Below are 24,421 nucleotides of genomic sequence, written 5' to 3' on the forward strand. Positions count from 1 at the left end.
AGCGACGACTTGTCAGCGGCTGGTCGACTCCTTCGGACCGGAGCCCAGCACGACGACGCCGGGTCCCCGCACCGTCACGGTCGTCGCGCCGGGGCGGCTCTCCAGCGTCGCCGGATCCATCCCGAGCACCGCCGCGGAGTCGAGCGCAATCGACGGCGGCTCGCCGTCGTGCTCGACCACCACTGACACCGGGCCTTCCTCCAGGGCGAGCACCACGTCGATGCGGCTGCCTCCGTCGACCGCGCCGCGCGTCAGCACGATCGCGCCCTGCTCGACCCGCACCGTCGTGGCCCGCCGATCCCCCGACGCGATCGCGGGCTCGGTGTGCCGGAGCCGGACCAGCGCCCGGTACAGGTCGAGCATCCGGCGTCCGCCGTCAGAGCGGGGCTCCGCCCAGTCGAGCCGGGACGCCTCGAACGTCTCGCGCGCCTGCGGGTCGGGCACCACGACGTCGGCCCCGTACAGCTCGGCCCAGCCGTGCCCGCCGAACTCCCGCGCACGCCCGCGTGAGATCGCCTCAGCGAGCTCCGGCTCCTCGTGGTCCGAGAAGTACTGGAACGGCGTGGTCGCGCCCCACTCCTCCCCCATGAACAGCATGGGCGTGAAGGGCCCCAGCAGCACGACGGCCGCGCTCACCGCGAGCGCCCCGGGTGCCAGCACCCGGGAGGGCCGGTCGCCGAGCGCCCGGTTGCCTACCTGGTCGTGGTTCTGGGAGCAGACGACGAAGCGGCGCCCGTCGGTCCCGGGCGGCACCGGCGCGCCCCAGGGCTTGCCGCGGAAGGTGGACCAGCCGCCGTCGTGCACGAAGGCGCCGGTCAGCGCCTTGGCGAGCGTCTCGGGCGCGCCGAAGTCGTCGTAGTAGCCCTGCCGCTCGCCGGTGATGAGGGCGTGCAGAGCGTGGTGGACGTCGTCGGCCCACTGGGCGGTCATGCCGTACCCGGGGCGGCCCTCGAACGCCTCGCCGGTGGGCGTGACTGTACGGGGGTCGTTGGCGTCGGACTCGGCTACCAGCGAGAGCGGTCGCCCGACCTCCTTGGCCAGCGTCGCGACGGCGTCGGACAGCTCGGCCAGCAGGTGCTGGGGCGAGTCGTCGACCAGGGCGTGCACGGCGTCGAGGCGCAGCGCGTCGACGTGGAAGTCGCGGAACCAGCGCAGTGCCTTCTCGATGACGAAGGCGCGCACCTCGCCGGTGCCTTCGCCGTCGAGGTTCACTGCCACGCCCCAGGGCGTCTGGTGCCGGTCGGTGAAGTAGGGGCCGAACTCGGCGAGGTAGTTGCCCGACGGCCCCAGGTGGTTGTCGACGACGTCGAGGCAGACGGCGAGGTCACGCGCGTGGGCGGCGTCCACGAAGCGTTGCAGTGCGGCCGGGCCGCCGTACGGCTCGTGCACCGCCCAGAGGGCGACGCCGTCGTACCCCCAGCCGTGGTGTCCGCCGAACGCGGCCACCGGCATGAGCTCGATGACGTCGACGCCCAGGTCGACGAGGTGGTCGAGGCGCCCGACCGCGGCGTCGAACGTGCCCTCGGGCGTGAACGTGCCGACGTGCAGCTCGTAGGTGACGGCGCCGCGCACGTCGCGGCCGGGCCAGTCTCCGTCTGCCCAGGCGTGCGCTGCGGCGTCGAACGTGCGTGACGGACCGTGCACGCCGGCGGGCTGCCGGGGGCTGCGCGGGTCGGGGCGGGGTGGTCCGCCGTCGAGCGAGAACGCGTAGTCGGTGCCGGGTGACAGGGGGTGCGGGGCCTGCCACCAGCCGTCGCCGTCGGCCGACATGGGTTCGGTGGTGCCGGTCGCCGGGAGGACGAGATCGACGCGGGACGCGCGCGGCGCCCAGACGCGCAGGGGCGCGGTCATGCGGTTGCTCCGTCCGCCGTCACGTCGGCAGACCCGGCGCTGTCGACGGGCTCCGCCACGAGCAGGGCCACCGGCCAGGCGCCGAGGAGGTCGCCGAGGTGCACGGCGCCGCCGTCGGCGGTCGAGTCCGTGAGCAGCGACCGCCACGCCTCGCCCGGATTCGGTTCGGGCAGCACGACCGTCGCCTCCGCCTGGCCGGGCGCGTCGCCGAGCCGTGTCGCGACGACTGCGACCCGTGGCCCCGCGGCGTCCCGCCGGGCGAACGCCACAGCGCGGCCCGTGGTCACAGGCAGCGGCTCATAGCCGGCGTCCTCCCCGACGAACGCGTCGGGATGCGCCCGCCGGACGCGCAGCGCCGCGGCCGTCACCGCGAGCTTCTCCTCCGCGAGGTCCGACGGCGTCCGGCCCGTGTCGAGCGCGGCGAGCGTGCTCGCGAGCGCCTCCAGGTCGACGGGTCGCCGGTTGTCGGGGTCGACCAGCGAGGTCCCGGTGACCTCGGTGCCCTGGTAGACGTCGGCGACGCCGGGCACGGTGAGCTGGAGCAGCTTGGTCGCGAGCACCGAGCGCCGGACGGTCGGCGTCACCTGCTCGACCCAGCCGGTGAAACCGTCGACGACGTCGGGGTGGGTGAGCAGTTCGGTCGCGTACCGCACCAGGCCTTCCTCGCGGGCCTCGTCGGGCGCGGTCCAGGTGGTCCACGCCTTCTGCTCGCGCGACGCCTTGACCAGGTACGCGGTGAGGCGGTCGGCCTCGATCGGCCCGGCCGGGGTCCACGTGCCGGCGAGCGTCTGCCACAGCAGGTTCTCGGTGCGGCCGTCGAGGTCGGCGGGGCGCAGGTCCGCCGTCGCCTCGCGCAGGTGCCGCACGAGCGCGGTCCATGCGCTCGCGTGGGCGGCGATCGCCCCGATGCGGGAGCGCACGTCCTCGCCGCGCTTGGTGTCGTGCGTCGAGCCCGCGGTCATGGTCGCGGGCCACGACTCGGACGTGCGCCGCGCGAGCGCGTGGAGCTCGTCCGGGCCCACACCGAAGCGGTCCGGTGCGCCGCCTACCTCACACAGGCTCACCAGGTGCGTCCAGCGGTAGTACGCGGTGTCCTCCACGCCCTTGGCCATGACGGCGCCGCACACCTGGGGGAACCGCACGACGAGCTCGGCCCGCCGCTCCTCGTTCTGGCGGCCGGCGGAACCGACCTCCCGCCCGAGCACCAGGTCGACGACGACGTCCAGCGTGTCGTGCCGGTCCGGGTCGAGCCGCGACCGGGCGACGTCGGCAGCCTCACGCACCACCCGCTCGGCCATGGGCGGTGCTGCCTCCCCCGGCACGACGTAGGCGCGGTACCGGCCGAACGCGACGATGAGCTCGGTGACGCAGTCCTGGAGGGACCGGAAGGTGTGGTCGCGCAGCCGCACGTCCTCGCGGCAGATGTCGGCGAGCATGGTGGTCAAAAGGTGGGTCTCCGCGTACAGCGAGGTCTCGACGATCTGCCGTTTGGCCTCCTCGATGAGGTCGTCGAGGGTGGTGTGCTCGCCCGTCACCTCGTGCAGCAGGCCGGCGAGCGGGGCAGCGCCGTCCGGGTCGACCTGGAGCGCGTGCAGCCGCCACGCCGTGTCGTAGCCGGTGGTGCCTGCGACGGGCCAGTCGTCGGGCAGGTCCTCGTCCTCCTCGAGGATCTTCTCCGCCGCTATCCACACGCCGCCGGTCGCCTCGCTCAACCTGCGCAGATACCCACGGGGATCGGCCAGGCCGTCCGGATGGTCGATCCGGAAGCCGTCGATGACGCCCGCCTCGAAGAGCTCGAGCAGCAGCGCGTGCGTGGCGTCGAAGACCCCCGGGTCCTCCACGCGGATGCCCGCGAGGGTGCCGACGTCGAAGAAGCGGCGGTAGTTGAGCTCCTCGTCGGCCACGCGCCAGTACGCGAGCCGGTAGTGCTGACGGCCCACGAGCTCCGCTAGCGGCAGGTGCTCGGTCTCCGGCCGGACGGGGAACAGGTGGTCGAAGTAGCGCAGGACCGGCTGTTCCTCGTCGGTGCCGGCATCCCCCGGCACGACGGTGTGGTCGAGCACGAGCTCGTCAGCGGCGAGCACCGTCCCGATCCGCGCACCCAGCACCGGCATGAGCAGCCCCTCGCCCTCGGCGAGGTCGACGTCGAACCACTTCGCGTACGGGGACTCGGGCCCGTACTTCAGCACGGACCACAGGGCGCGGTTGTGCCAGGCGGGAGTGGGCACCGCCATATGGTTCGGCACGACGTCGACGACGACGCCCATCCCGCGCGCATGCGCCGCGGCGGCGAGCCGTTCGAGCCCTTCCCTGCCACCGATCGTGTCGCTGATCCGGGTGTGGTCGACGACGTCGTACCCGTGCGTGGAACCCGGCGCGGCCTGCAGGACGGGCGAGAGGTAGAGGTCGGTGATCCCCAGGGTGTCGAGGTAGGGCAGTGCTTTCTCGGCCTCGGCGAACGTCAGGTCGGGGCCGAGCTGCAGGCGGTAGGTGCTGACCGGGGTGCGGCGGCCTGGTCCGGGGAGATGGGAATGCACTGTGCCTCCGTCGCTCGTGGTCTCTCGGGCTTCACCGTAGGCGGGGGGACTGACACTCGCCTGGCGCTTGGATCAATGTCCGGACTCGGCGACCCTGGTGCGAAGTCCGACCGCGCGAGGTGCTGCGTCGAGGACCCGTCAAGGTCGCCCTGGTACGACTTGGATCACCAAGCCACGTTTCGCCTCGACCACGCCAAGCCCTGGATAGCGGTGTTACTCGCGCCGTCGTATATGGGCGCCGATCAACGCGACGGCGAGCCAATGCCCTCCGAGCCGTGCCATATGAAGCGCCGACCCTCCACCGCCGATCGACGACGCCAGTGGATCAGCTCCCCGCGCCAACAGGTATGCAGTCATATCGACGTGCAGCGGCTTCCTAGTCTGCACGTGCCCGTCAATCTCGATGTCGATCGCATGCTGTAACAAGGTCAGACCGCCGTCAACCTCTTCGACGTCAACGCCGCCATCCAGCAACGCGCGTAGTTGCAGCAAGTCCTCGTTCTCGACAGCATCGTGCGCAGGTGTCACGGAGACCCTTTCCTAGCCCGTGGTTACGTTCAGAGCGACATTTGGATGTGAGAAAGCCTTGAATTGTCGAAAAGGTACGGCGAGCTCCTACTCCAAGATCCGCTTCGAGTTTTCCTCGTCGAGAACCGCCAGGACGGCTCGCGCAGCCTGCCAGGCATTGAACGGGTCCCGCTCGATCGCGACCTGCAGCAAGGACCAGTACCCCTTCATCGCTTCGGCGTGACACTGCTCGCGCAAATCGCCATTTCCTAACGCAATCTCCGACGAGTCAGCATGCCCCGCCACGATCCGCCCCAGAACGTCAAGCACGGTCGCGAGGTTCGCTGCCGGAATCGATCCTTCAGCGACTGCAGCGACGATCGTCGCGACCGCCGCTGGTGCGCACTGGAAGAGATCGCCCTGCGCTTCGAGCTCGTTCTCCAGCCGCTCGTAGGCGCCGTCGTCGGCGTCACCCTCGGCAAACAGGAGCATCCGAAGGTCCTCACCGACGTGGCCGGCGTTGCCGCCACCAGCGCGAAGATCGCTCCATGGCACCAAGTGCAACTGCTTCTCTGCAAGCAACTAACTCACACCTAGAACGGACTGTCGAAGATATCGCCGTCATGCTCGTTCATCCGCAGCGATGATGCGACGACCAGGTGCCGGAAACCTCGCGACACCAGCACGAATACTTCGTCAGCCGGACCGATCTCGTGTCCTGCGTTTCGGACGCGACGCATGTCGTCCGCACCCGGAGCGTCGAGCCGGAGCCCCCGCATCAACCGCGGACACGAGATGAAAACGACACCGTCGAACACCAGGTCCACGTTGACAACCTCGTTCGGACCTTTCGGGCTGCGGATCAGAAGGCCACCGTGGCTCACGCGGTATTCCCACAGCTGAAACCGGCGATCCGGAAAGTTTAGGTTCACGAGAATGGGCTCTCCACCAAGGGTCAGTGCTGCTCAGCCGGCGGCAAATCCCTGCCGATGAGCCTGGTGATCGCCACCTCGGTGGCCTCGGCCATGTCGACCAAACCTGGCTCAAGGAACCACTGGAGCTGCAGGCCGTCCGTCGTCGCGACGATCACCCGGGCCGCCGGCGTCGGGGAACGAGTGCGTCAGCGCCCAGGAGTCGACCGCACGGTAGGTGCCATCTGCTTTGAGGATCTTGGTTTCCACCCCGGTCAGCCTCTTGCGGGTGAAGAACGTCGGCGCAGTACGGCTCGCGCATGTATCGGCGTCGATCGAGCACAGCTGCTCCTGCGGCACGTCGGGCCAACGATCCCGCGTGTCCGCCTCCAATGTCCCACAACCGAAGGATCTGGTCGCGATGCCTGGCGTCAGACCCTCATGACGCGCCTGCCCCCGAGCAGATGCGGTCAAGCCGTTCGGTCTCGACCAGTTGGCTGTAGACCCTCACGTCGTCAACTGCACCACGGAACGGCCACTCGGGGACGCCTGCGCGCACACCGGAGCCGAGACGCATCGGACCGGGTGCGGTCCACGCCACAGGATCGATCTCAACCGTGACCGGCTCTGGCGTCTCCAACGGCGCGGACGGATCGCACACCCGCACGCTCAACGTCGGATTCGCGGGGTCCGAAGCGTCATAGGTGCCCACGACGTGCACCCACTGCCCGGCTAGGGCCGGCACGTCGGACCATGCTGCCGCATGGCCCGCGTCCGTGGTATCAGCGTCGTTGACCCACAGTCCCCAGCACGGCAACTGCCGGTCCGCCTCATCGGTCTCCGTACCGCAGTCCGCGCTGTCGGTGTACCCCAGGTGGAAAGCGCTACGGATGTCACCTTCCTGGGAGATCGCCGCGCCGACACCGGAGAAATTGGCTGCCGGTTTGATGAAGGCCATGACCGTGTAGGACTTGTCGATGGCCACGGCCGGCCCACTGGTCCGCGCCACGCCCGTCCCGTCGAACACCAAAGACTTGTCACCGACAAACCGGGGGTCATCCGGATCATTGGGATCGGCGAACATCTCCCTGAGCGCACCCGTACCCCACGACACGCCGGATGACCAGGTCAGGTTCCCTGCCGTCGGGTCGCTGGTCACCTCGTTGAGCGACGTCGTACCCGTGCCCTCGTCCAGATGCCACAGACCGTCCCGAGCGGGGTACCCCACCCAGAACTCATACTTCTCTTCCGGCGACCAGTTCCCAGCCACATCCTGCGACTGGACCACCACCTCGTTGTAGCCCGACCCGCTCGGCGCGAACGACACGGACCGCGAGCTGCTGCCCGACGTCGTGATCGTGCCGGCCTCCTGCCCGTCGTTGAAGGAGTACTTGTACAGCTTCAGGTCGGTGGAGCCATTCGCCGAGAACGTGAAGGTGCCAGCCTGACCAACACCACCCGCGACGCCCCCAGGCCACTCCGGGTACTCCGGCGAATTCACCTCGGGCGTGTTCGGCCCTGTCACATCGGGACGGACATAGCAGTTCGTGTCAGACCAGCCGGTCGACTTGCCCGATGAGTCCCTCGCGGCCGCCTGCCACCGGTACGTTCGCTGGCTGGTCAGCTGCTTACTCTCAGGCACACGCACCCGGTGCGTAGACGTGCTGGCTTGAAGATCCGTCCAGCTCGACTCCCACAGGACGGTTCCGACGATGTGGTCGATCACCCGGAACTTCAGTTGCACAGACTGATTCCAAGGGGCTTCGCCTTCCGGGTCTGTGCCTCGGGCCTGGAAGTACGGCTGCGTGGTGCGGACGACGGTGGGAGAACTCGAGGACGTCACGCACGCCAGTTCGTCGCCCGTCGTCGAAACCTTCGTCCGCATCGACGCAGTCGAGGGCATAAGGGGCGGCCTGTTGAACGTCACCGTGAACTGGGCCTCGTGCGATGAGCCGTTCAGGGTGTTCGCGACATACCGCTGCCACTTCGCTCGATCGCCCGTACCCGACGGGTCCGACAGCTCAGCGAACGGTTCGCCAGGCTCCCCCAGGTCGGTCACGATCTCGCCGGATGCCGCAGCGATCTCTACGTCGTGGCCGCAAGCTGGCGCGACCTGAACCGGGTCCACACCTGGATCAGTCAGCACATCAACGCACTCGACCGGGTCGTCCACCGGGAGCACATCATCCGCTTGCGCCACACCACCCGCCGCGCTGAGGCTGACCCCTACGAGACTGAGCGATAGAACCGACGCCCAGATCCGGCGCGCCCTGCCAGCGGTTGGTACCCGCATGTTGACTCCCGATCGCCCACACCACACCATGTCGACCAAGACCCAACCATTGGCACGCAAAGCACGTCAATGAAACAATCCGGACTTCACCCTCTGACGACCGGTCAGCGCTGCTCAGCCGGCGGCAACTCCCTGCCGATCAGCCGGGAGATCGCCACCTCGGTAGCCCCCGCCATGTCGACCGATCCAGGCTCGAGGAGCCACTGGAGCTGCAGGCCGTCCATCGTCGCGACAATCACCCGGGCCGTCGTCCCGGTGTCGACGTCGGCTCCCACCTCGCCCAGCTTCTGCGCCTCGTCGAGCGCCTCGACCACCAGAGCGTGCAGCCCCTGGTACCGGTCCCGGAACCAGTCCTGCGCGGGGTGCCGCGCGGTCACGCTCTCCGCGGCGAGCACGGTGTACAGCCGCACGATCCCCTCGCGCTCGGCGTTGCGCCGCGTGGTCTCGACCAGGTGCCGCAGGAACGCCAGGCCACGGGGACGTTCGTCGCCGAGCTCCTCGATGTCGGTCGAGTCGCGCAGGTCGAGCACCCCGGTGAGCAGGCCGGCCTTCGACGAGAAGTAGTGCAGCACGCCGGCCTGGGTCAGCCCCACCCGGTCGGCGATCTCCGCCAGCGAGGCGCTCTGGTAACCACGTTCCGCGAACGTCTCCATGGCGATGCGCAGGATCTCCGCCCGGCGCTCCACGGGAGGACGCCGCACCCTGGTTCGCCCGCCTTCTCGTGTCATCCGAGCGAGTCTACGGACCGGCCAGGACCGGCGGGCACGACCCTCCGAGTCAGCGATCAGCACTGCGGAAAACACTACCTACCGAACACTCGGTAGGTAGGAGTAGGCTCACCGCAAAATCCACCCATCGAGGGAGTCGCAATGACGCGCACCACCCACACGGGATCAGTCCGGACGACGCTCGCCACGCTCAGCCTCCTGGCCGTCGGCGCCGCCGGCATCGGCCCAGCGGCAGCCCCGGCGGCCGCCGCACCGACCACCGCACACGTCTGGGTCACGACCGCCGACGGCAGCCGCAAGCTCGCCGACGGCGGCACGCTCAACTTCGACACCGGCCCGCAGGCGCTCGACATCCGCGTGAACCCTGGCCAGGTCGCCCAGCGTTTCACCGGCGCCGGAGCCTCGGTCACCGAAGCCTCCGCCTCGCTGATCAGCAGCCTGCCCGCGGGCACCCGCGACAGCCTGATGCGGTCGCTGTTCTCCCGCGCGGGCGACGGCATCGGCCTGAACTACCTGCGCCAGCCGCTCGGCAGCACCGACTTCAACTCGGGCGGCTTCTACACCTACGAGGACACCCCCGGGCAGTTCAGCATCGCCCGCGACCAGCAGCAGATCCTGCCGGTGCTGCGCCAGGCGCTGTCGATCAACCCCGGCATCCGGTTCATGGGCAGCCCGTGGTCGCCGCCCGCCTGGATGAAGACGGGCGGCTCGCTGAACGGCGGCAGCCTGCGCGCCGAGAACTACGACGAGTACGCCGACTACCTGGTCCGGACGATCCAGGCGTACGCGCAGCAGGGCGTGACGCTCAGCGACCTCACGGTGGCGAACGAACCGCTCTTCGCCACCAGCTACCCCTCGATGAGCATGACCGCCGCCGAGCAGGCCCAGTTCTTCCGGGTGCTCGACGCCCGGCTGACCAGCGCCGGCCTGGGCACGCAGCTCTTCGCCTACGACCACAACTGGGACCGGCCCGACTACCCGCTGGAAGTGTTCAACGGCACCCAGGGCATCTCCCGCGTCGTCGGCGCCGCCTTCCACTGCTACGGCGGCTCCCCCGAGGCCCAGGCGCAGGTCGTGGCGGCCGGCAAGCGCGTCTACTTCACCGAGTGCTCCGGCACCGACAGCGACAACGCGGCGACCACCTTCGGGGACACGCTCATCTGGCACGCGGAGAACCTCGTGGTGCGCAACATGCGCAACGGCGGCGAGACGACCATCAACTGGAACCTCGCGCTCAACCAGAGCGGCGGCCCGCACCAGGGTCACTGCGGCACGCGCTGCAACGGCGTCGTCGAGATCGCCGGCGGCACGGTCACCCGCAACGCCGAGTTCTACGTGCTGGGCCACCTGAGCAAGTTCATCGACGCCGGCGCCCGGCGCATCGGCTCGACCAGCGAGCAGTCCGGCGGCCTGCAGAACGTCGTCTACCAGAACCCGGACGGCACCCGCGTCGCCTACGTCGTGAACGCGTCGTCCGGGAGCCGCACCTTCTCGATCACCGACGAGGGCCGCTCGCTGACCCACACCCTGCCCGGCCGGGCGGTCGCCACGTACACGTGGGACCCGCGGTCGACCACCACCCCGACCGACCCTGACCCGGCGTCCTGGTACCAGGTCGCGTCGTCGGCGAGCGGCAAGTGTCTCGACGCCGCCGGCTGGGGCACCACCGACGGCACCGCGCTGCAGCAGTGGGCCTGCGGCGACGCCGCGCAGGCGAACCAGCGCTGGCGCTTCACCCCCACCACGGGCGGCTACTACCAGGTGACCAACCAGCACGCCAGCAAGGTCTGGGACGTCGACGGCGGCCCGGGCGCCGTCGCCAACGGGGCCGCGGTGCACCTGTGGTCCTACGTGGGCGGCACCAACCAGCAGTGGCGGCCGACGGCGACCGGTGGCGGCCTCAGCTTCACCGCCCGGCACAGCGGCTCGTGCCTGACGCTCGGCTCCGCGACCGGGACCGACGGCACGCGGCTGACCCAGCAGCCCTGCACGGGCGCGGCCACGCAGGTCTTCCGGCTCACCAAGGTCGGCTGAGCCCGCACCGTCCCACGATCCGTGCGGGAGCCCGGCCTGGCTCCCGCACGGATCGCGCCGCCGCCTACTGGAAGTCCCGCGACCGCGCCGGGACGGTCAGCGTCAGCGTCGCCAGGTGCTCCGCCACCAGGTTCACCGCACCGTCGGCCGCCTCGATCCGGCCGCGCACCACCATGGCCTGCGCCGACCGCGCGACCTTGCGGAACCGCTGCCACAGCCCGACGCTGCAGATCACGTTGAGCAGCCCCGTCTCGTCCTCCAGGGACAGGAAGGTCACTCCCCCCGGCAGTGCCCGGCCGCTGCCGGTGCGTCACCACCCCGCCGACGGCGATCCGGCGCCCCTGCTCGGTAGCTATCGCCTGCGCCACGGTGAGCACTCCCGCCGCCTCCAGCCCGGGGCGCACGTGCTGCGTCGGGTAGGAGTCGGGTGTGACGCCGGTGGCCCACGCGTCGGCCTGGGACAGCTCGATCTCGCTCATCCCGGGCAGCATCGGGGCGTCGACGCCGACGCTGACGCCGGGCAGCGTCGTCGGCCCTTCCTGGCCGAGCGCGCCCGCCGCCCACAGACCTTCCCGCCGGTCGATGCCGAGCGACTCCAGCGCGCCGGCCGTGGCGAGCGCCTCGAGCTGCGCCGTCGACAGCTCGACCCGCCGGACGAGGTCTCGCAGGTCCCGGAAGCCAGTGGTCGAGCCGTCACCGTTGGCCGAACCTGTCGAGACCTCCGCTTCGCTGGTCGAGCCCCCCGGTGGTCGAGCCTGTCGAGACCCGCGCCGCGACGATCTCCTCCGCCTTGTCCTTGCCGATGCCGCGCACGGACTCCAGGCCCATGCGGACCGCGAGCGCCGGGTCGGCACGTACTAGGTGGGCGACGGGGGTCTCGACAGGCTCGACCAACGGTGGCGGCTCGGCCCCCGGAAGCCGTTCGACCGACGCCAGCACCCGCGACTGCGTCACCGATGGCCGCAGCACACGCACCCCGTGCCGGCGGGCGTCGGCGGCCAGGGACTGCGGCGAGTAGAACCCCATGGGCTGGGCCGCGAGCAACCCCGCGTAGAACGCTGCAGGGTGGTGCACCTTGAGCCACGAGCTCACATACACGAGGTGGGCGAAGGAGTAGGCGTGCGACTCGGGGAAGCCGAAGTCGGCGAAGGCCTTGAGCTTCTCGAAGATCTCGTCCTGCTTGTCGGGCTCGACCTTGTTGGCCGCCATTCCCGCGTAGAACCGCCCGCGCAGCTCCTCCATGCGCTCCTGCGACCGCTTGGATCCCATCGCGCGACGGAGCTGGTCAGACTCCGTTGGGGTGAACCCGGCGATCGCTGTCGCCATCTGCATGAGCTGTTCCTGGAACAACGGCACGCCCAAGGTGCGCTCCAGCACGGGCTTCAGCAGTTCGTGCGGGTACTCGATCTTCCGCTCCGGATGACGGGCCCGCTCGATGTACGGATGCACCGACCCACCCTGGATGGGCCCGGGGCGGATGAGCGCGACCTCCACGACGATGTCGTAGAACTTGCGCGGCTGAAGGCGAGGCAGCGTCGCCATCTGGGCACGCGACTCCACCTGGAACACACCCACGGTGTCGGCGGCGCACAGCAGGTCGTAGACGAGCTTGTCGTCCTGCGGCAGCCCGTGCAGCGTGAGTGTCTCGCCCGTGTGCTCCTCGATGAACTCGAACGCGTACCGGATGGCGGTCAGCATGCCGAGACCCAGCAGGTCGAACTTCACCAGCTTCGCGTCGGCGCAGTCCTCCTTGTCCCACTGCAGCACCGTGCGCCCCTCCATGCGGGCCCACTCCACGGGGACCACCTCGATCACGGGGCGGTCGCACATCACCATGCCGCCCGAGTGGATGCCCAGGTGGCGGGGCAGGCGGAGCATCCGGTCGGCGAGGTCGAGCACGTCGTCGGGGATCTCCCCCTCCTCCGCGGCCGACGGCGGCGTGCGGAACGGCACGACGTCGTGAGTGTCGTCGGCCCGGGCTGGCCGAGGGTCGCCGGGAGAGCGCGGCTCCTCGGCGAGCACGTCGACGAAGATCCCGGGACCGCCCGTATTCGTACGCCCCGGACCGAGGTGCCCGGCATGTGGGCGCGGTTCCCGCGGACCCCACAGCGCGGTCATCCGGGCGTCCTTGGCCGCGGTCTTGTTCTGCGGTCCGGCCGACGGCGGTTCTGCTGACGGCGCCGACGACCCGGCCACCGCCCCGCCGTCGGACACCGTGCCGGCCGACGGCGCCGAGGGCTTGAGCGATCCCCAGCGCTCGATGGACTTGGACCACGCGTCCTGCTGGCCGATGTCGTAGCCGAGCGCGCGGGCGGCGTCGCGCACCGCGGAGCGCGGGCGGTAGGAGATGACGTTCGCGACCTGCGCCGCGTGCGTGCGCCCGAACTTCTCGTAGACGTGCTGGATCACCTCCTCGCGGCGCACCGACTCGATGTCGACGTCGATGTCCGGCGGGCCGTTGCGCGCCTCGGCGAGGAACCGCTCGAACAGCAGGCCGTACTTCACCGCGTCCACCGCGGTGATCCCCAGGGCGTAGCAGACCGCCGAGTTCGCGGCGCTGCCCCGGCCCTGCGCGAGGATCCCGTTGCGGCGGCAGAACTCCACGATGTCGTAGACCACCAGGAAGTAGCCGGGGAAACCGAGGCGGATGATGATCTCCAGCTCGTACTCGATCTGCTTCCAGGCCTTCTTGTTGCCCGTCCGGGGGCCGTACCGCCCCTCCGCGCCGCGGTAGGTGAGCTCCCGAAGCCAGGACTTCTCGTCGTGTCCAGGCGGTACGTCGTAGGGCGGCAGGTTCGGCGCGATGAGGTCCAGGTCGAACGCGCACTCCGCCCCCAGCGCGGCCGCCGTCGGCACGGCCTGCGGGTGCCTGTGGTGCAGGCGCGCCATCTCCGCGCCGCTGCGCAGGTGGGCGGTGGGCGCGCCGGGCAGCCAGCCGTCCAGGTCGTCCAGGGAGGAGCGGGCCCGGACGGCGGCGAGCGCCCCGGCGAGGTCGGCGTCCCGGGGGCGCGCGTAGTGCGCGGCGGTGGTGGCGACCAGCGGCAGGCGGGCCTCTTCGGCCAGCAGGGCGAGCGCGGCGTGCAGGTCGGCGTCGCGCGGGTCGCCGGTAGCGGTGATCTCGACGGCAACATTCTCCCGCCCAAAAACCCCAACCAACCGCCCCAGCTCCCACCGCGCACGGTCCAACCGATCGCCCCGGCTCTCCCCAAACCGTTGAGTGTTGGGTATTTGTCCTGTCGGAACGTTTCGAGGGGACAAATATCCAGCACTCAACGGGGCCGTCAGGGCCTGGCGGACGGCGCCCTTGCGGCAGCCTGTCAGGATGAGCCACTCGCCCTTTGATGCCTCACCCAGGGCCTCCAGCGTGTAGTTGGCCGCGCCCTTGACGCCCGCGTCCAGGTGCGCGGTGCCGATCGCGCTCGACAGGTTGCGGTAGCCGTGCTCGCCGCGCGCGAGCACGAGCAGGTGCGTGGCGCGCGGGTCGGGGGTCCCGGTAGGCGGATCGAGTACCGGCGCGCCGTTCGCGCCCGCCGAGGCCGGGAGGTGCAGCTCCGCCCCGAACGAGGTCTTCAGCCCGACCTTCTTCGCCGCCTCCGAGAACCGCACCACCCCGTAGAGCCCGTCGTGGTCGGTGATCGCGAGCGACGTCAGCCCGAGCCGCGCGCCCTCGGCCGCGAGCTCCTCGGGGTGGGAGGCACCGTCCAGGAAGCTGAACGCGGAGTGCGCGTGCAGCTCGGCGTACGGCACTGCGCCGGTCGGCACGTCGTCAGTCATAGAGCGCCTCCAGGGACCATGCCCCCGCCGACGACGACAGCAGCAGGCCCAGCGTCGGGGCCTCCACGCCGTCCGCCACCACCTGGAGGAACACGCGGCGCCTGCCCTGGGGCGTCCACCACCGCTCGGCGACCGGCCACGGCCCCGCCCAGTCGACGACGACGGCGTCGATCCCGCCCCACGCCCCCTCACCGGGCACGACGACGCGCGCCGGGTCCCCGCTGACCGCGAGCCGCACGTCGACGACGACGGGGCGCCCGGCGTCGTCGAGCACGCGTGCGGGGACCGGCTCCGGCAGCACGACGGACGGCGCGGGCGGCGGCAGGGCACCGGGCCAGGGCCGGTCGGGGTCACGCTCCGGCGGGACCTGCTCGCCGTACGGGACGAGCTGGACGCGGTCGCGGGGGTCGCGGCCGCCCTGGAGCCGGACGGTGAGCACGGCGTCGCCGCCGAGCAGCGCCTGCACCCGCTCGACGGCGCGGCGGGCGCGCAGGTCCTCGCCCGCGCCGGGCCCCCACAGGCGCGGCTGCAGCGCCCCGGCGGGCGCGACCTCCTCGGCGGCCAGGGTCAGGCCCGCGATCGGGGCGGGCGCCTCGCCCTTGCCGAGGGACGACGCCGTGAGCCAACCCTCGAGCTGCCAGCGCACCCGGTCGGTGATCCGGGCCGCCGACAGCCCGCCGAGCGTGTCGTCGGTGCGCCACAACCGTTCCAGGGTGCGGGCCTCGCCCGTGACCGGGTCGACGGCTCGCGCCGTGATCCGCAGCCGCCCGCAGGCCAGGCCGCTCCGGCTCAGGTCGTCGTGCAGATGTTCGGCCAGGCGGCGGGCCGCGAACGTGGCGACGTCGACCCGGTGCGCCGGCGGGTCCAGCTCCTCGGTGACGGTCAGGTCCTCCTCGAGCCGACGCCGGGCCGGCGGCCGCACGTCCTGCCCCCTGGCGAGACGCTGCGCCCAGACGCCGAGGTCGCCGAAGCGGGCGGCGACGGCGGCGTCGGGCAGCGCGGACAGCTCAGCCAGGGTGCGGATGCCGAGGCGGCGCCACAGGTCCACGAGCTCGGTCAGCGTGCGGTCCCCGGGCCGGGCGTGCACGAGCACGGCCGCCGGCCGTGGTGCGAGGTAGTCCCGCGAGGCACCCGGCGGCACGACGGCGTCCTCGCGGGCCGCGAGCACCGCGGCGAGGAACCCGTCGGCGACCCCGACCTGGCACTCGTGGCCGGTGCGGACGGCGACCTGCTCGGTCAGCTCGCGGGCCAGGTCACGCTCCGAGCCGTGGTACCGCGCCGCCCCGCCCGACGGCAGCAGGAGCAGGCCGGGGCGAGCGATCTCCAGCCCGGAGACCACGGTCTCCGCGGCGACGGCGACCGGCTCGAACTCGCGGGCGTCGCGGGCGTCGTCGACGGTCCAGAGCTGCAGGTCGGGACAGCGGCCCTGGGCCTCACGACGGCGCATGCCGCGGCGCACCCCGGCGCTGCGGGCGGGTGCGGACACCGCGACGATCCGCCCGCCGGGCCCACCCGTGACGGCCGCGGGAGTCTCGGGACCCAGACCGGCGACGACCAGGGCCGCGACGACCGGCCAGTCGGGCACCCAGAGGCAGGCGGTGCGGGTAGCCGCTCCCGCCGTCGTGGGGCCGGAGCGGTCGGTCATCCGACGAGCTCCAGCCGCGGACTGCGCTCGGACTCCTCGCCCGGTGTCCCCGCCACGGAGTCCCGGTCACCGGAAGGCTCGACGACGCCGGCCGCTCCGACGCCGGCTGTTCCACCGTCGGCCGCCCGACACACCGGCACCTCGACGTCCAGGTGCAGGGGCCGCGCCGCGTTCCCCCGCCCGGTGCGCCGCACCCGCAGGGTCCGACGCCGCAGCCAGCCCGCCCCGTGATCGACCCCCGACCAGTCCCCCTCGGTCGCCTCGAGCACCACGTGCGCCCCGGCCCATCCGACACCCCCGCCCCTCGTTGAGTGCTGGACTTTCGCCCCGCTGAGGGCCGGTGGAGGGGCGAATATCCCGCACTCAACGAACCGGCCGGGGTGGGGAGGGCAGCTACCAGGACCGTTCCCCGGTCGCGGGCCCGGGTGGTCAGCCGACGGCGGTCCTGATCCAGCAGCGCGACCTCCGGCCCGATCACCACGATGTCCATGCCGTCGATCAGCGCGGCGAGCACTGCGGGCGCGTCGACGCCCGACCCGGCCGGCAGCGGCACCACGAGGGTGCGCGACAGGTCGCACCCGGCGTCGGCCGCTGCGGCCATCCCGGCGGCTGGGTAACCGACCAGCACCGTCCAGGCGCCGTCGCGAGACGCCTCGGCGAGCAGCGTGAGCAGCAGCGACGTCGAACCCTGGATCACGACCGTCGTGCCGGTACGCAGGCCGCCGTCCGGCAGGAGGGACGCGAGGCGCGGGTCCACGGGCAGGATCCGGGTATCCCCGTCGGCGGGGCGGTCGGCAGGTCGATCAACAGACCGGTTCGCTGGAAGGACTGCGGGCCGGTCGGTGAGGCGGCCGGCAGGCCCGTCAACTGGGCGGTCGGCGGGCCCGGCGGGGAGTGGCTCGAGGCGGACTGCTTGGATGGTCCGCGCGGCCGTGGCCTGCTTTCGTACGCCGGTGCGCACCTCGGCGGACCGCAGGGCTGCGAGCGCCCGTGCGTGCCGGGTCGCGGCGGTGTCCTCGGCGTCGTCGGTGTCGATGTCGGCGGCATCGACGTCGTCGGCGTCGAGGGCGATCGCCTCCGAGGACGCTGTTACAACGGTCATGACCCTCCAGCGATGGTGTCTGCCGGTGGTGACCGGATCGGTCGAGCACCCCATCGAACGCCTGTTCGATAGAACACCAGTACACCTCTCGCGGGCCGCGCCTGTCAAACCATCGACCTCGCAACACTGCGGCGCCTCCGCGCTGTCGAGCGATCAAACGCCCCTCATGCGCGTTGAGGTCAAACCCACCACCCTGAACGGTCTCCACTCGCGTTGGTCGGGTGTCGAGCAGATCCAGCAGCCCGTTCGGTATCCGCGCTGGTGAGGCGGCAGATCGGGCCTTCAGTCGCTCCGATACCCCTGGTACGTGCTGGGCGGGGTCGACGAAGCCCAGGAGCGGGGTGCCGTCGCCGACGACGTCCTACCGTGAAGCGGGGGATCCAGCCAACAGTGCCTCGCTGACCTTCCTCAGCCTGTCTGGGCTGACGAAACCTTGATGCCAGGCGGCGAGAGTGCCGACAAGTGCGGCGACAAGGAGGGTCGCGTGCTCGACTCTCGCCACGTAGCGAATGGACCAGCGGGCTCGCTCGAGCTCCATCATGGCATTGCTCACCAACGCCATCTGGTCGAGGAGCCATAGGCAGACCTCTCGATGGGCCTTCATCTCAACGCTCGCAAAGTCGGTGATGGCGTCGACGAGGGTTAGCAGCTCGGCATTGGCATGCCCGAATCGGGATTGGGCGAGACGATTTCGGAGCGCCGCCGCGGCGCGGCTGATCGATGCCACACCGCCAGCTGTGCGAGCATCGAGAGCGTCCCGGCGCTCAGCGCGCCGCGTCAGGGCCAGCAGAAGGACCGGACCCCACAGGCCTATTAGTGCGGCGCCGACCCCGCCAAGGAGAACGGCCAGGATTTCCATTGTCATACCGGCCAGAATATGGAGCACCACTGACAGGCCACCCGACAGGCTCGTGACGTCCCATAGTGGGCAAACCGGGTGGGCGCCTGCTCGCCTGCCACGCCGCCGCGTCCAGCAGGCCCCGCGCCAGTCCGTGCCCTGACGCGCTCGGGTCGACTGGTGCGTCGGCACGTGACAAACGGTGCACCCAATGCCCGGTAGCGAGAGAACTCCCGCCCCATACTGAGCCGATGGTCGCCATCCTCATCGTTGCCGTCGCGTTCCAGGTTGTTGGCACCGGCATCCTCGCAATCGAGGTCCATGCCGCACACGCTCGCTGGGTGGCTAAATTCCGACAGCCACGCGTCACCGGACAGTTGAACGGCGTCTTGCCGCCCTCGCGAATGTTCACTGCCGGTTGGGTGTCCGGCCCGCCCGGCGAGACGTTGGAGCAGCGACTGGACAGGCTTGAGAGTCAGCAGCGTGAAACCGCCAAGAATCTGGCGGAGGCCGTGCGCAGGCTTGAGACCGCGACGATCCCCGAGGAAGCGCAGCGCGCAGCCGCTGAAGTGGAAGCAAGGCTGCAGCTGCTTGTCGCCGACACCCTGGCCTATCTCGCGGGGCTCGGCGCACGCCCCTGGTGGCGTCCTTGGCGGCTTGGTCCAGGGCTGCTGGTTGTGGGCATCGTCTTGGGTGGACTCGCTGCAGTCCTCGCAGTCTAGGTTCCGCACCTCGGTCACGGCCGCTACAGGACGTCCGACGTTTTGGCCAGTATGTGTCCCTACGTCCCGTAGCGAGCAATCCAGACAGTGGCTATGTTCCGCGGCGACGCCACCGCGTCCGGCAGGACCGACGCCTCGGCTTCCGGGTCGAAGTGTCGACACTCCCCCGCCGGGCATCGTGCTCGCGACTGCGTGGCGTCAGATGCCAACGCCACTCCATGGGCTGGCCCTTGCCCGCTGAAGCCGACCTCGACGCCCAGAGCGTCTGGAAGTTGCACCAGCCCGCGACGCTGCGCCCCGGCGCGTCGGTGGGACCACATCCTGGTGAAGCCAGGGACATGCAGTAGGGCGCGGCGCTGACCAGCGCGATCAGCACCGAGTCCCGGCCGGGCCGCCTGGGGAAACGTGCCGGGTTTGCAGGGTTACCACGTGTCGAATGGGTCCCTGCTAACTGTCCCGGGCCGTACAGGGGGGCCTGACCTAGCCGCTGCCCGGGTAGTACTGCAGCCGCGCCTCCGCAACGGGCACCACCAGGACGACGGAAGTGCTCGAATCCCACTCCCTCGGGACGAGGAAGAGTCGACCGCCGCTCACCGCGAGCAGCCGTAGCCCGTTGTGACGGAAGTGAAACCGCTGCCCGTCGGTGCTCGGCAGTGTCTGAACGTCCATGTCCGGGAGGTCCGCGTAGAGCGGCTCGGTCGTGTCGAGCACGACGCCTGGCTGACCGTCGAGACCGACGGCGGCGGCCATGGCACGCCCTCGACCGTAGGCACTGGCGAAGCTGTTGGCGGCCCAGAACAGGCTGAGGATCAGCAGGGACGCCACTGCCGACAGCGCCACCGAGCGGCCCCAGCCGGCGGGCGACCGTTTCTTGCGGGACAGGACCGTGATCAGGTGGCGTCCATAGGCGACCGCGCCGACGCCGAACCCGAGGCTCAGCGGAGTGGTGGCGATCGACTCGGTCCGGGCGATGTTTGGTATGACGACGCCCACGACCCCGCGGGCAAAGGCGAGCAGCCCGACTCCGACGAGCACCCAGCCCGCCACGGCCAGCAGCCGGGCGGACTGCTCGGCGGCAAGGGCGCGCCGAACACCCGCGTGCAGCCAAATTGCCGCCAGCGTCACGACCAGGATGGCGCCGAGAGGCACGTAGATCACCTCGACGCTGCGTAGCAGCACCTCCTGGTAGGTGAAGCCGAGGGTGCTGAGCGTCAGGCCGAAGTACCCATACTCTGCCGTGAGTGCGACGTAGCCGAAGTAGAACAGGAGCGCCGCGAGCACGGTGGCCTGCGCAAGGACACTCGTGACGATTCGGACGCGACGTTCGACGACCGCCCCAGCGTCGGCGTGGTCCCGTGGGCGCCCACCCGGGCGGGTGCCTGCCGGGCGCGGGCGGCGCTTGCGCCATGCGTCAGGGTGCCGGGGATGTGCCGACATCGGGCGTCGGGGAGGAATCGTCGTCGGGCGGCGGAGACGAGCTGTCGTCGGGCGTGGAACCGTCGCCGGGCGTCGGGGACGAGCCCAGCGGAGGGCATCCAGTGATCGCTGGCAGACCGTAGTTGGCTCCCGTCGCGCCGCAGTAGCGGTAGACGTTGGTCCGGGTCCAGTGGACGGTCACCGGCGACGACGGGGCGGGCTGCGCGGCGACCACCGCGGCGTCGTCGCACGGCGGATCGGCAGTGTCGGTGCACTCGACGGCGACCCGGAAGACCTGGACCATGCGCGGGTAGTCGCGGTTGGTCGCCGCCTCGGCGCTGATGCGGGCCCTCATGCCGCAGAGAGTTCCAGGTTCGAGGGTCTGTCCGGCCCTACACGGACCAGCGGACGGTTCCTTCGTGTCGAGCTCGCAGTCGCTGGCGTATACCTCGAGCGGCGGATCCGTGCTCGTCGCGACGATCACGACCCGATAGGTGAGCGAGAACCGAAAACCACCGCAGCCGTAGCCGTCCGGCTCGGGCGATACCAGGTTCTCGAAGTGATTGGGGTAGGAGCCGGCGATCGTCGGCCCGGCGACCTCGATCGTCTGCGTCTCCGGTCCGGGGCTGCGCGTCTCCTTCTGGCGGCCGGACTGGCCCGTCGTGGGCTCAGTCGTCGGTACGCCTCCTCGGCTCGTTGACGGGGACGGCTCGGACCCGGACGGCGCGCACGCAGCCGCCAGCAGAGCGAGCACGGCAGCCAAGCCGAGGGCACGAAATCCCCGGGCGCTGAACGAGCTCATGGTCAGCTCCTCTCCCGCACACGAGCACTTGGAGGGAGGGCAGCCGCGCGACTGCTGATACCGGGGCGCAGCCGCCCATGGGACAGCAGCCAGTCCCGGACTTCACCCGCGCACGAGTCGATGTTGCCGGAATTGCAGGGTTTACCACGTGTCAGATGTGACAGCAGTGCCTGGGCAGGTCAGGTGAGAGATCAGTCTTCAGCCGCTGCAGAGAGCCCAGCATCGGAGTCGGATCGTCGACGTGCTCGCAACGAAGACATCCACCGTCGGTAGTGCTCGCTCATAGCGACCGCCCGAGAATCAGGTGCGCGAGGGTCCGTGTACGAGCAGTCACGCTTCGGCCAGCTTCGCTCGCCACGCATAGTCCTAGTCATCGAACTGCGCATGCTCAAGGCGTTCAGTATCAACGTAGAGGTCGCACAACTGCTGGGCGGGAGCTCGCCAAGCGGATGGTGTGCAGTGATGGACTCCAGCAACTGCGCGGTCGGCGACCCCGATGAAGTACTCCGCACGATCAACTAGCTCCTCATCGATGAGTCCCCCGTTCTCACGCCGGCTGGGATCCAGCCCCTGGGGGCCAGCTCTCCAACTGTCCGTCGACGAACGCCCGGCTTCGTCAGTGTCGACGAACTGCACCAGGCCGACGCCGCGCTATTCGGCGTCGACCACGTCGGCCCGCTCAAGGCGGACAAAGTTCACCATCGTTCAGGATCCGCGACGTCGTCGTAGTCGGCTAGCAGCACGCCCTGGCCGATACTCCGCAGCCCCCAGGGCGCCAGCGGCACGTAGAGGTTAGGCGCGTCCTGGTAGACGGTGATCTACCCGTCAGCGGGGATCTGCACGATGCGCTTGCCTTCGGCGTTTTCGTCGGGTGCCTCGGTCATGATCAGGACGCTATCCGGACTGGCGAGCCTGCACAGCGAGGCTGACCTCTCCGTCCTAGCTTCCTCCGTGACAGCTCTGCGCGTCGAGGACTGCCGGGTGAACTTCTGTCGGCATATCCCAGACGAGCAGAGAATCGTGCAATCCTCCGATGAGGCGAATCGATTGGGGAGCCGAGACTTGGACGCGGGAGACGACCGCAGGAAGGTTGCGGACGCAATAGACGACGCCTTCACTACGCGCGCCGAGTTTGCAGAGTATCAAGGGCACGCTGCTCAATTGCGCACAGATCTGGACGTGGCGACCCTGGACATTGCGTTAAGCCTTTCGACCGAACTTGAAGGACTGCGAGGCCTTCAGAAAGGTGTGGCAAACTGGACCTTGCGAGCAGCAAGAGCGGCTACGGCCACGTGCGCAGTGGTCACGTCCGCAGCTCTGATCGTTTCGATCCTTGCCGGAATTGAGACGAACATCGGGTCGCAATTCTGGTTTTTCGCTGGACTCTCGGAAGAGAAGGACCCACAGACCTCGCTCCTCAGCGCACAGCCCGCAAATGACGCGTTTTCCATTTATGACCTGATGGGTGTGTGCTTCTTACTCATTTTCGTCTTTTTCTTCGCCACAATTGCGAGCTGGCTTTCGATTGCACATGCTAGGGATCGGGAACTGGAGCTCGCACGGGAGCGGGGACGAGTAGGCGAGATTGTCGCCATGGCCGCTAGCGAGGCAATTCGTAGATCGATCGATAAAAGCCTGTCGAGCGAGATTATCATGCGGCTTGGAGGGCCAGCTCCTTCGCTGGTCGAGCTCGATTCAGCGCACTACACCCCTTCCAGGTCGACAGATCGAGTTGAGCTCTTCATCCGCACGCACGATGCCTCTGCGCTGGGTGTAGCGGGCCCCCGCGGATCGGGTAAAACTACTGTTCTTCGCCGCGCATCAAGCCAGCCTCGAACTCTAGGCATCTACATTCCTGCACCTGTACGGTATGAAGGGAGCGCGCTTACTGAACGCATCCTGCGTGATGTCTGCATGCGCGTCCTGGACGGCACGGGCGCTAAAGCGGCAAGGTTTCGAGGTTTCCGAAGCCCGCTCACACCACGGGTCTTCGTCGGCGCGACCTTATTTGCGTTTGGTATCACATTGTCGGCCGTCTGGTTCCGTTCGCTCGGCGTTGACGAATTCACGGTCCCTACACCGATCCTTATTGCGATCGTACTCTGCGTTGTTGGTGTCACAATTCCTGCGCGAGAGCTTCGACGCGCACCTAGGAGATCCTCCCTACTCCAACAGGTTGCACGCGAGGAACTTGAGCGACTCCAGTATCACCGCGAGGAGAGTGGAACGGAATCCGCAACATTCAAGGGACTATCGCTCCTCTTCGAGGCCACTTCGGACCGATCAGTTACGCGGTCCGAGCGCGACTCTAACCGGCACGATCTGGTTTCACGCCTGGAGTCGTTACTGCGCCTCGCAGTTAGCGAGAGCGACCGGTACGACCGGGCCGTAATCGCAATAGACGAACTCGATAAGTTGAGTGACCCGTCAGATGCGGTGGACATCATCAACCATCTCAAGGATCTCTTCCATATTCGCGGTGTTCACTTCATCGTGTCAGTGTCAACGGAGGCGCTTGATTCCTTTGCCTCGCGCGGCGTCCCGGCTCGCGACGCATTCGACTCGGCATTCGATGACGTTATTCACATGTCGCGTCTGACAGTCGACGAGTCCATCGCCCTGCTCAAAAGCCGCTCAACCGGATTCCCTACGTCGCTGGCACTGTTTTGCCACACGTGGGCGGGAGGGTTAGCGAGGGACGTCATAAGAGCCGGCCGTGAATGCCTCGACCAATTCCGGCGGCATCAAGGACAGCAGCCCACAACTGCGGACGTGATCCAGGCCGTAATGTTGCGCGGGCTGACAGCGGCTGTCCAAGGATCTTTGCGCTTGGCAGGCGAGCACCTCGACCCCTCTACGGCACGCAATCTTGAAGCTGTCCGGATAGCGCTCGACGAGCACCATTGGGACATTGCCGCGTGCCAGATCGGTTCGTCGAGTGATCTGCCAGAAGTCGTGAGGTGGAGCCTTTCTGATTACCTCCACACCGTGGCGCGCATCTGGGCCGAGTTCGCGCTGTTGCCGCGGACAGCAGCTTGGAGGCCAAGTGACGAAGACTTTCAGAACGCACGGACCCTCGCGCATGCAATGGCTGCAGTTGGCATGGACAGGTGGGAGCGCTGGGGGCAGGACGGCCTGCAGCCCACATGCTCCACTTGTCGTGGCGTGCGACAGTCCGGCGGAGCGCGGACCTCCGGCACGGACGCGTCGCTGCCCTAACTGCAGTTCCCGCCTGCTCGCAATTCGGACGATGCGAAAGAT

At 69.4% G+C, this 24,421-nt stretch carries 20 protein-coding genes and 1 pseudogene; 5 read left to right on the plus strand and 16 right to left on the minus strand.

The features are described 5' to 3' along the window. Window positions 1-12: 12 nt before the first annotated feature. The 8 genes from treZ to ACNYC2_RS13860 form a co-directional block, all read right to left on the minus strand. On the minus strand, window positions 13-1,851 hold the full coding sequence (treZ, locus tag ACNYC2_RS13825; protein WP_419707572.1) for a malto-oligosyltrehalose trehalohydrolase: 1,839 nt from the start codon (window positions 1,849-1,851) through the stop codon (window positions 13-15). Continuing rightward, a complete protein-coding gene (treY, locus tag ACNYC2_RS13830) occupies window positions 1,848-4,388 on the minus strand; it encodes a malto-oligosyltrehalose synthase (protein ID WP_419707573.1) in 2,541 nt (846 codons plus the stop codon). Before treY ends, treZ begins: the two co-directional genes overlap by 4 nt. Window positions 4,389-4,601: 213 nt before the next feature. Then, window positions 4,602-4,916: an ankyrin repeat domain-containing protein gene (locus ACNYC2_RS13835; protein WP_419707574.1), complete on the minus strand. Its 315-nt coding sequence runs from the start codon at window positions 4,914-4,916 to the stop codon at window positions 4,602-4,604. A gap of 87 nt (window positions 4,917-5,003) precedes the next feature. Then, a complete protein-coding gene (locus tag ACNYC2_RS13840) occupies window positions 5,004-5,477 on the minus strand; it encodes a hypothetical protein (RefSeq protein WP_419707575.1) in 474 nt (157 codons plus the stop codon). A gap of 11 nt (window positions 5,478-5,488) precedes the next feature. Further along, complete coding sequence (locus ACNYC2_RS13845; protein ID WP_419707576.1) at window positions 5,489-5,722, minus strand: hypothetical protein; 234 nt, start codon at window positions 5,720-5,722, stop codon at window positions 5,489-5,491. A gap of 128 nt (window positions 5,723-5,850) precedes the next feature. Next, window positions 5,851-5,985: a hypothetical protein gene (locus tag ACNYC2_RS13850; protein ID WP_419707577.1), complete on the minus strand. Its 135-nt coding sequence runs from the start codon at window positions 5,983-5,985 to the stop codon at window positions 5,851-5,853. Between the two features lie 260 nt (window positions 5,986-6,245). Beyond that, entirely contained in the window at window positions 6,246-7,979 is a 1,734-nt protein-coding gene (locus tag ACNYC2_RS13855) for a LamG-like jellyroll fold domain-containing protein (RefSeq protein ID WP_419707578.1), read from the minus strand. Window positions 7,980-8,203: 224 nt separating this feature from the next. Then, window positions 8,204-8,827, minus strand: coding sequence for a TetR family transcriptional regulator (locus ACNYC2_RS13860; RefSeq protein WP_419707579.1), 624 nt, complete (start codon window positions 8,825-8,827; stop codon window positions 8,204-8,206). A gap of 141 nt (window positions 8,828-8,968) precedes the next feature. Between ACNYC2_RS13860 and ACNYC2_RS13865 the strand changes: the two genes are divergently transcribed. After that, the gene (locus ACNYC2_RS13865) at window positions 8,969-10,861 is read left to right on the plus strand and encodes an RICIN domain-containing protein (RefSeq protein ID WP_419707580.1); all 1,893 of its coding nucleotides are present in this window, start codon (window positions 8,969-8,971) and stop codon (window positions 10,859-10,861) included. A gap of 64 nt (window positions 10,862-10,925) precedes the next feature. Here the strand turns inward: ACNYC2_RS13865 and ACNYC2_RS13870 are convergent, their stop codons facing one another. From ACNYC2_RS13870 to ACNYC2_RS13890, 5 genes and pseudogenes are all read right to left on the minus strand, one after another. After that, window positions 10,926-11,138, minus strand: coding sequence for a hypothetical protein (locus ACNYC2_RS13870; RefSeq protein WP_419707581.1), 213 nt, complete (start codon window positions 11,136-11,138; stop codon window positions 10,926-10,928). 343 nt (window positions 11,139-11,481) lie between these two features. Further along, a pseudogene (locus ACNYC2_RS13875) lies at window positions 11,482-11,529 on the minus strand (hypothetical protein); the annotation flags it as partial. A gap of 25 nt (window positions 11,530-11,554) precedes the next feature. Next, complete coding sequence (locus tag ACNYC2_RS13880) at window positions 11,555-14,635, minus strand: PHP domain-containing protein (protein WP_419707582.1); 3,081 nt, start codon at window positions 14,633-14,635, stop codon at window positions 11,555-11,557. Then, window positions 14,628-16,280, minus strand: a complete 1,653-nt coding sequence (locus tag ACNYC2_RS13885) for a DNA polymerase Y family protein (RefSeq protein ID WP_419707583.1) — start codon at window positions 16,278-16,280, stop codon at window positions 14,628-14,630. Before ACNYC2_RS13885 ends, ACNYC2_RS13880 begins: the two co-directional genes overlap by 8 nt. Continuing rightward, window positions 16,277-16,549 carry a hypothetical protein gene (locus tag ACNYC2_RS13890; protein WP_419707584.1) on the minus strand — a complete coding sequence of 91 codons (273 nt, stop codon included), beginning with the start codon at window positions 16,547-16,549 and terminating at the stop codon, window positions 16,277-16,279. The genes ACNYC2_RS13885 and ACNYC2_RS13890 overlap by 4 nt, the downstream gene beginning before the upstream one ends. 219 nt (window positions 16,550-16,768) lie before the next feature. Here ACNYC2_RS13890 and ACNYC2_RS13895 point away from each other — a divergent pair, with 219 nt between their 5' ends. Beyond that, entirely contained in the window at window positions 16,769-16,897 is a 129-nt protein-coding gene (locus ACNYC2_RS13895) for a hypothetical protein (RefSeq protein ID WP_419707585.1), read from the plus strand. A 300-nt stretch (window positions 16,898-17,197) separates the two neighbouring features. Next, the gene (locus tag ACNYC2_RS13900; protein WP_419707586.1) at window positions 17,198-17,647 is read left to right on the plus strand and encodes a hypothetical protein; all 450 of its coding nucleotides are present in this window, start codon (window positions 17,198-17,200) and stop codon (window positions 17,645-17,647) included. 96 nt (window positions 17,648-17,743) lie between these two features. On the opposite strand, the gene ACNYC2_RS13905 is transcribed toward ACNYC2_RS13900, so the two are convergent. Continuing rightward, a complete protein-coding gene (locus ACNYC2_RS13905) occupies window positions 17,744-18,247 on the minus strand; it encodes a hypothetical protein (protein WP_419707587.1) in 504 nt (167 codons plus the stop codon). 224 nt (window positions 18,248-18,471) lie between these two features. Here ACNYC2_RS13905 and ACNYC2_RS13910 point away from each other — a divergent pair, with 224 nt between their 5' ends. After that, the gene (locus ACNYC2_RS13910; protein WP_419707588.1) at window positions 18,472-18,942 is read left to right on the plus strand and encodes a hypothetical protein; all 471 of its coding nucleotides are present in this window, start codon (window positions 18,472-18,474) and stop codon (window positions 18,940-18,942) included. A gap of 480 nt (window positions 18,943-19,422) precedes the next feature. Here ACNYC2_RS13910 and ACNYC2_RS13915 read toward each other — a convergent pair whose 3' ends face one another. Together ACNYC2_RS13915 and ACNYC2_RS13920 are read right to left on the minus strand one after the other, a co-directional pair. Continuing rightward, window positions 19,423-20,223 (minus strand): hypothetical protein, encoded by an 801-nt coding sequence (locus tag ACNYC2_RS13915; protein WP_419707589.1) that lies wholly within the window; start codon window positions 20,221-20,223, stop codon window positions 19,423-19,425. Between the two features lie 130 nt (window positions 20,224-20,353). Beyond that, complete coding sequence (locus ACNYC2_RS13920; protein ID WP_419707590.1) at window positions 20,354-21,160, minus strand: hypothetical protein; 807 nt, start codon at window positions 21,158-21,160, stop codon at window positions 20,354-20,356. Between the two features lie 843 nt (window positions 21,161-22,003). On the opposite strand from ACNYC2_RS13920, the gene ACNYC2_RS13925 reads away from it, so the two are divergent. Next, window positions 22,004-24,379 (plus strand): P-loop NTPase fold protein, encoded by a 2,376-nt coding sequence (locus ACNYC2_RS13925; RefSeq protein ID WP_419707591.1) that lies wholly within the window; start codon window positions 22,004-22,006, stop codon window positions 24,377-24,379. The last annotated feature ends 42 nt before the right edge of the window (window positions 24,380-24,421 follow it).

The sequence above is a fragment of the Promicromonospora sp. NFX87 genome (assembly GCF_048564965.1).
Taxonomy (GTDB): Bacteria; Actinomycetota; Actinomycetes; order Actinomycetales; family Cellulomonadaceae; genus Promicromonospora.